We start from the raw sequence: 7,287 nt of genomic DNA on the forward strand, positions 1-7,287 counted from the left end.
TCCCGGACGCGGAGCCCGACGCGGTCGAGGACGTCTTTGTCGTCGCAGTGGGCGAAGTCCCGCAGCTCGACGACGCACTGATCAAGTGCACCAACCTGTTCGGGAACCTCGAGGACACCAGCGGGCGGATGGTGTTCGACGGCGGCCGCGACATCAACGACCTCGACGTGCTGTTCATGACCGTCCCCGCGTTGGACAAAGACGCCGCCCGCGCCCAGGTCGCCACCACCTTGCAGCTGCTGCTGGAACGGGCCGGGCGTACCGCGAAAGACCTGCGGCGCAGCGTGATCCTGTTCATCAACGAACTCTCGGCGTTGACCACGAAGAAGGGATCGATCGGGGTCGAGGACATCGCCGAGCGTGGCCGCTCCCAGAAGATCGCCATGGTCTTCTGCGGCCAGTCCCCGGAATCGGTGGCCCCCGACGCCTGGTCGCTGGGACGACTCCTCAAAACCTGCGCTGGCGGAGTCCTGTTGGGCTACCTGGAAAACGCGGGCGAGCTGTGCAAACACGCCGGATCCATCCCGGTCATGTTGCCCTCGCGGCACCTAATCAAGGGCCAGCGCCACGGCGACGAGGGCCAGGTGTCGCTGGGGGAGAAGTGGCTGGTCGACCCTGACCGGGTCCGCCAGTTCGACACCGGTGACTTCGTGTTCTTCAAACGCGGCCACGCCCGCTTCGGCCGCGTCGTGCCACTCAACAAAGCCGAACACACCCGCCTGCCCGGCACCTCACGCGCCCTCGCCCCGCGCACCGGCGACGACCCGACCCCGCCACCGCATAACCTCTCCCGCCTGCGCGAATGCGATTGGAGCACAATCATTCTCGGCGGAGGCCGGCCGTACCTCGAACGAACAGGTTGCCGAACCACCCTGTCCTGCGAGAACGTCCGGCCCGTCGACGGAGGGTTCGCGTTCGGCCCACCATCGTTTTCCGAACATGGACCCACATGCGGTGTCCTGCGGATGACCGCGGGGCGGGCAGCGGTGAAGATCGCGGGAGGACCTCGATCGCGACCGACAAGTCGGTGCCCGCCCTCACGGCCTTCTACCACGTACGGGGTGCAGACCAAATTGGCGCCACGGCCGAATTGGAGATGCTTCAGGCCGCCTGCGGTGCTGTGAGATGGACACGGATGTGGTCGAGCAGCACCAGGTCCGGATTCCATCGCCGAGCGAGGGTCAAAGCGCGCTGCGCGTTGGGGGCGGACATCACCTCGTGGCCGGCGTTGGCCAGCACGAGTACCTCGATCTCTGCCATCGCCGGGTTGCTCTCGACGACGAGGACCTTGCTGGGCCAAACCGCAGGGGTCGGCGCCATCGTGGATGCTGTTGCAGAGCGCGGGAATTGGCTCATGGTGGTCACACATTGCGCGGGGGTCAGGGCAGACTGGTGATCTCGTCGAGCGCGATTCGAGCTGCACCAGGGAACTCTCGCTGTACAGCCAGGAAAGTTTGGCCGGCCGCTTCGACGTGCCGAGGCGATGGCGATGAATACGAGGCGTTGCTCCGGACCTGACCGTCCGCCGCAGTACCGCGGCACCGATCGCGGAGACACGACGCCCTTCGGCTGTTCCGGCGGAGACGGCTCGTTCCGACTTCGCCCGTAGCCCGTGCTCGCGATGCTCCAATGTCGGTCGGAGGGGCAGACTCAGGCTGCGAAAGCAACGGACGAGACGGGCGGGATTCGATGGCATCAGAGGCCGAGACGCGTATCGCTGACGCGCTGCACACCGGCGCGCAATCATTGGATCTGTCAGATCTGGAGCTGCGCAGCCTCCCGGATTCCCTGCGGCGACTCAGCATGCTCACCGAACTCGACCTGGGTGTCAACCTCCTCGCGGAGCTCCCAGACTGGATAGGCGACCTCAGCGCGCTCACTTCGCTCAACCTGTTCGCCAATCCGCTCACCACGCTCCCGGATTCGCTCGGCGATCTCACCGCGCTCACCGAACTCATCGTGAGCAGCAACCAGCTCACCGAGCTCCCGGACTCGCTTGGCCGTCTCACCGCGCTCACCGTGCTCGAGGCGTCCGACAATCTGCTCACAAAGCTTCCGGACTCGATCGGGGACCTCGCCGGGCTCACCTTTCTCCAGATCAACGGCAACCACCTGGTGGCGCTGCCCGATTCGATGAGGAATCTCAGCGCCCTCACCGAGCTTTGGATCGATGACAGGCTGCTCCCACAGCTACCGGCCCCGCTCCGCGAAGTCGTCCCTCGCGCCCTGCCGGCCGGTCCCCCCGGCGACGACCCGCTCAGCGGAGAGCCGCCGTGGTGATCGGCCAGAACGTCTCAGGATCGCGCGGAGTCCCGCCCGGGGAGGAACTGCAGCGCCAACAGGGCCCCGGCCAGCGCGACGCCCGCGCCCTCTGCGTCCTGTCCAGGAACGACCTCCGCGCGGTCGCGGCGAAGTCAGCGTCGGAGAGTCCCGCCGACCCGGTCTGCGGCCTCGATCGCCGCGCTGATCTGACGCGGTAGCGACCTTCCGCGCGTTCTGCTAGACGCGCCCACGGTCGTGCTTCCTGCCGTGGTGGCACCCGCGGACGGTGGCCGGCACCGGCTCGCGGAGCCCGCGAGCACAGCGCTGAGTACTGCGCCGGTCATCTGCACCTGAGAGGCAGCCGAAGGTCAATCCGTATGCCTCGATTATCGATTGGGGATCTTGCGGTCGTTTTCCGAAGCGACCGAGGGGCGCGGAAACCTGCGAGTTGTTCGGGAGTTGTCGGCGGGTGTTGCCCGCCCCCGGCGTGCACGTCGAGCGCGCAGGTCCGGGCAGGGTGGACGGGCAACACGCGGTGTTCTCGGCTCGCGTCCGATGAGCACCGACCATCGGTCTACCCGCTGAGGGGCCTGTCAATCACCGGCCCTTGGGCGCGATGCCCAGCCGCCCGGGTGGGCCGTTCGTGCGAAGTCGAGCAGCATGCGGACGCGCGCTGACCGCGACCGGAGATCATCGCTGTCGGGCATCGACGGGTTGGCGCTATTCGTGGATGCCGAATTCCGTTGCCAGACCTACCACTTCGAGGACCCGTCTGACGCAGTAGGAGCCCTCGATACACAGCGTGCAGTGCCGCCGGGCGGCGACATCACGGGCCGCGAGCGGGGCTCGGATGCCGGACACACCGAAGAACGTCACCCCCGTCATGTCGACGCGGGTCGATTCGCCGCTGCCGAGGCTGTCGCGCAACGCCTGCTCGAATGTGGGGGGTCAGAACATCGATCTCGCCGCAGACGGTGCAGACGCGGGTGTGGTCGAGCGCGGTCGTGGCCGAGGTGGACATGAGAACAGGATCGGTCTGGTGATACATCACCATCACCTGGTTTCGGGGCGCGAGGGCTGAAACGCCGTTCGCGGTCAGCGCCCTGCACAGCCGCGAGTGACCAGGCTTTTTCATAAACCCTGCATGAAGCGCCCCCCGCAAGCCACCCGCCACGCCCGTGCGCGGGGCGAGGGATGGTGTTGCCGGCGGCGGGGCCGCCCCGCCATCGGGTGATCATCAATCGGGTCGAACGTAGCCTGCCGTTGACCTTGAACGCCTACCCTCGCCTACGTCGGCCTCCTCTGCGGCGGCGCAGACCCCTTCGGCATGGCCCCTTGGGTGTTCGTGGCATTCCTCGCGCGCGGTCGACCTCGGCGTACACCGCCGCCGCGAGTTGAGAATCCAGCCCGCCCCGGTGAGACCGGGCGCCGGGCAAGGGATTTCGGAGGCGCGCCATGACAGCAACCCCACACGAACCACGCAGTGACAGCCCCGTCCGCCGACCGGGAAAACGGCCTACGGTCACACCCGCCATCACCCCCGATTCCGACGACGACGTGCCGGTAGTGCACTGGCCGGAGCCGAGTCGGCTCGAATCGTGGTGGCACGCCGTCATGCACCCCGCCGCCGAGCCACCCACACCCACATGACCAGAACCGGCTCGACCGGCACACAGCGACAACCCCGCCTCAGTCCTGATATGGCTTCGGCCTGCCTACTGCATCAAGAGCCCCATCGTTTTCCGAACATGTACACCGCGCAGAAGCGGATGATCTGCGAGTTGTGACGCAGAGTCAGGGTTTCCGGGGTTCGGTGCGGTCGAGTCCGGTGAGCCGGGTCAGGGCGCTGAATCCGTCCTCGGTGCCGGGCCAGTGTTGCCGGACGGGTTCGATGCCGGCGCGGCGGACGATGCTGCGGAGTACGGCGGTGATGATGATGGCGTCGTCGGCGTACCCGATCACGGGCAGGAAGTCGGGGATCAGGTCGATCGGGGAGGCGAGGTAGGCCAGCAGTAACCACAACCGAACTCGGATGCCGCGTGGCAGGCTGCGGTCCGCGGCCAGTCGCCGGATCAGGCGCATGGTGTCGGGCAGGATGCGCAGCGATTCACGCAGCAGACTGCCGCGGGGGCGCACGATCACCAACGCGACGACGAACGCCAGCCAGGTCAGCAGCAGCGCTGCGGCCAGGCCGAGGGCAATGTCGATCATCGGGTCGGTCACTGTCGTTCCACAATCTGAAGTCGGAAACGTTCGGCGGCTTCGGGATTCGCGCCCTCGGTGGTGAGAGCGGCTTCCTCGAAGGCGGCCAGCGCGGCACCGGCCTGGTCGACGGCGTCACGGGCGGCCTGACCGCCGGGTGCGGCGAAATAGTCGCGGGCGGCGATCTTGGCCAGCCAGGATCGGAAGCGTTCGAGGTCGGCTTCGGATTCCTCGACCTCGGCGTAGGTCGCGTTCCCGCGTGCCAGTTCGCCTTCGAGCTCGGTGTGCAGTTCCGGGATCCGTTCCAGGATCTCGGCGTATTCGCTGTCGCGGGCGTCGTTGAACTCGGCGATCACGCCGTGTTCCTCGACCGGATCGGTGAACGTCATCGCCAGCACGCGCGCGGTGCCGCCGTGATCACGCACCCGAGCGGCCAGTCGCCGTACCTCACGGTGCACCTCGGACCGGTCCGGCAACAGGCACACCGACTGCTGCAGATACAGCGCGCCCAGCGACTTCAGCTTGCGCCACACCTGCACACGCAGGGTGCCGGCAGAACCAGCGGTCGACACGCTGATCAGCAACCACCCGCCGGACTGGGTTACATCTCTCACGGGGCCATGTTACGGGCATTACAATCTGCTGTTCCAGAGTAGGGACGAGTGAGCTCGACGCCTGGGCCCCGCAGCAGGTCAGGCCACCCGGGCCTACCCATGTCGCCCCAGTCGTTGCTGATCATTTTCCGAACACGCCAGCGATATGGGTGGCGGATGGGATGGGGTTCCCACCGAGTTCGTTTGCGGTCCACGCGGTTTCGAATGCGCTACGATCTGCCCGATCGGTGACGCCGTTCCACCGATCGGAGCGGCACCCAAGCCGCTGTCCGTAGCCTTGTTCACCGGGTGAGCGACATTGAGATCCACCGACCCAGTAAGCCGACATCGGGCAAACGCACTGTGATACCGATGACCGAGCGCCTGCAGCAGATCATCTGGACCAGCTGGCACCCGGAGCGGGTGCGGCGCGCGATCGTGGTGCTTGGCCTACGCAGCCAGCGGGCCTGGTCCGTGGTTGTGGTGCTGGGGTGTGCGCCAGGCAGACAACAGGACGAGAGGGGTTCACCCCGGTCCTGTCCGAGCCCTCACCCGGCTTCTGGTCCGCTGGGGCTGGCCGGGTTGGTTCATCAAGCGGAAAGGATCAGGCCCTTGGTGGTGACGTTCGGCAGTTGGCTCATCTCGGCGAAGGCGCGCTGATCATGGGCCGGCACGACGATCAGGTCGGGGATGCGCCGCATGATCGAAATCATGCGGAGGAGGTTTTGCCTGTTCCCCTCGGCGTCGAAGTCGGCTAGTCGCCTGACCGGGAATGGGCGCTCTACGCGGCGGGTGAGTCCCTCACGTTGCCACACCAGATCTCCGACCAGGGCATAGCGAACCTGATTCGGCAGTGTCACGAAGACGATGATGCTGCCGGGCGTGTGCCCGGGAGCCTGGACGCAGACGATCGAGCCGTCACCGTACACATCATGGTGCCGGGGGAAGCCGAGGTAGGGTCCGCTCGGGAAGCTCAACTCCTGCCAGTTGAATGGGAATTCCTGGAAGAATCCGCGGAAGTTGCCGAACATTTCTCGACTGTAGAAGGCGGCGCGGTCGCGCCGGGAGATCAGAACCGGCAGGTCGGGGAAATCGGGGATGCCGCTCATATGATCCCAGTGCGCGTGGGTCAGCAGAATCCCGGACAGTCGGCTGAAGTCGTATCCGGCCGTTTCCAGCTGCTCGACCGCGGGCTTCCAGACGTCGTATTTGGTCAGCTTCCGGAACAGGCGGGGCATCGTGGTCAACTGCTTGGCGATGTCGCGTCCGAAACCGGAGTCGACCAGGAGATCACCCTGCGGGTGTTTGATGAGCGCGGCGCCGATGTAGAAGTCGCGCCTGTCGAAGACCGACCCGCCGGCGTAGGCGTATGCGGCGGTTCGGTGGTTCACGCCGGTCGGCACCGCGACGAGGTCCATCTCGGCCGGTGGGTCGGCCTTCGGGATCGGGACCGACTCGGGCAATGGCGAGGGCTCGGGAAGCTGCTTCATGAACTACCCCTTGTCTTTCAGACCGGTCACGTTCGACGGGACGTCGAAGGCTGCCCCTTGGAAGCCGCGTCGGGAGCCCATCGGGCTCTCGCCGGCGGACAGGTCCACCAAAAGATCATTCTCCAAGTCCCGTAGCCGGTCCGTCCATCGGCGCGAGGATCGTTGTATTGCACAACATGCATTGCCACATCCGAAGATCAACGGGCTGAGATCATCTCACCCCGACTGCGCCTGCCAGCTGTACGCAGAATTGCCGAATATCGGACATTGGCAGAGCACGCCACCGGCAATGGCATGCCAGGGAGTAGCCCTGATCATGTGAACGTCATGAAAGCAGTTCACAGATGCATTGCTGAGAGATTGCGGTTTGACATGGTCTCGTAGTCAGTCGATCGCGGTACTGACATTGCGAGCGCAGGATCGCCTCCATTCAGCTCCATGACGCTGCGGATTCGACGGTCGGGGACCCGTCTGCGAGGGATTCACCATTAGCCAATTCCCGTGCTCTGCAACAGAATTCACGCTGCCGCCGACCCCTGCGGTTCGGCCCAGCAAGGTCCTTGTCGTCGAGAGCAACCCGGCGATGGCAGAGATCGAGAATCACCCTGGCACTCGAGCACAACACGCCGACCTAACAAAGTCCTACTAGTGCTGCGTTCCTCAATGATCGTGTATCTTGTTGCTGGTCTTGGTGGTTCGGGTGTGGTCGAGGTGGGTTCTGCCGAAGGTGTTGGTTGCGC

Annotated in this window: 6 protein-coding genes and 1 pseudogene; 2 read left to right on the plus strand and 5 right to left on the minus strand. The window is 65.7% G+C overall.

Translation table 11 applies throughout. From position 1 onward, the window contains the following. Window positions 1-47: 47 nt before the first annotated feature. Window positions 48-1,124: a hypothetical protein gene (locus ABZV44_RS37430; RefSeq protein WP_354847348.1), complete on the plus strand. Its 1,077-nt coding sequence runs from the start codon at window positions 48-50 to the stop codon at window positions 1,122-1,124. Here ABZV44_RS37430 and ABZV44_RS37435 read toward each other — a convergent pair. After that, a complete protein-coding gene (locus tag ABZV44_RS37435) occupies window positions 1,102-1,320 on the minus strand; it encodes a hypothetical protein (protein WP_354847350.1) in 219 nt (72 codons plus the stop codon). The genes ABZV44_RS37430 and ABZV44_RS37435 overlap by 23 nt on opposite strands. A gap of 369 nt (window positions 1,321-1,689) precedes the next feature. On the opposite strand from ABZV44_RS37435, the gene ABZV44_RS37440 reads away from it, so the two are divergent. Then, complete coding sequence (locus ABZV44_RS37440; RefSeq protein ID WP_354847353.1) at window positions 1,690-2,280, plus strand: hypothetical protein; 591 nt, start codon at window positions 1,690-1,692, stop codon at window positions 2,278-2,280. A 702-nt stretch (window positions 2,281-2,982) separates the two neighbouring features. Here the strand turns inward: ABZV44_RS37440 and ABZV44_RS37445 are convergent. The 4 genes and pseudogenes from ABZV44_RS37445 to ABZV44_RS37460 all read right to left on the minus strand — a co-directional run. Beyond that, window positions 2,983-3,195: pseudogene (locus ABZV44_RS37445) on the minus strand (STAS domain-containing protein); the annotation flags it as partial. An 861-nt stretch (window positions 3,196-4,056) separates the two neighbouring features. Continuing rightward, a complete protein-coding gene (locus ABZV44_RS37450; RefSeq protein WP_354847373.1) occupies window positions 4,057-4,473 on the minus strand; it encodes a YkvA family protein in 417 nt (138 codons plus the stop codon). Between the two features lie 8 nt (window positions 4,474-4,481). Beyond that, window positions 4,482-5,078 carry a Chromate resistance protein ChrB gene (locus ABZV44_RS37455; RefSeq protein WP_354847356.1) on the minus strand — a complete coding sequence of 199 codons (597 nt, stop codon included), beginning with the start codon at window positions 5,076-5,078 and terminating at the stop codon, window positions 4,482-4,484. A 569-nt stretch (window positions 5,079-5,647) separates the two neighbouring features. After that, window positions 5,648-6,547 carry an MBL fold metallo-hydrolase gene (locus tag ABZV44_RS37460; protein WP_354847359.1) on the minus strand — a complete coding sequence of 300 codons (900 nt, stop codon included), beginning with the start codon at window positions 6,545-6,547 and terminating at the stop codon, window positions 5,648-5,650. Between the last annotated feature and the right edge of the window lie 740 nt (window positions 6,548-7,287).

Origin of the sequence: Nocardia sp. NPDC004860 (assembly GCF_040609015.1) — a bacterium.
Lineage (GTDB): Bacteria > Actinomycetota > Actinomycetes > Mycobacteriales > Mycobacteriaceae > Nocardia.

Coding starts and splice junctions, on each gene's coding strand:
- ABZV44_RS37435 (WP_354847350.1), bottom strand. CDS start 1,320: ATGGCGCCGACCCCTGCGGTTTGGCCCAGCAAGGTCCTCGTCGTCGAG.
- ABZV44_RS37460 (WP_354847359.1), bottom strand. CDS start 6,547: ATGAAGCAGCTTCCCGAGCCCTCGCCATTGCCCGAGTCGGTCCCGATC.
- ABZV44_RS37440 (WP_354847353.1), top strand. CDS start 1,690: ATGGCATCAGAGGCCGAGACGCGTATCGCTGACGCGCTGCACACCGGC.
- ABZV44_RS37450 (WP_354847373.1), bottom strand. CDS start 4,473: ATGATCGACATTGCCCTCGGCCTGGCCGCAGCGCTGCTGCTGACCTGG.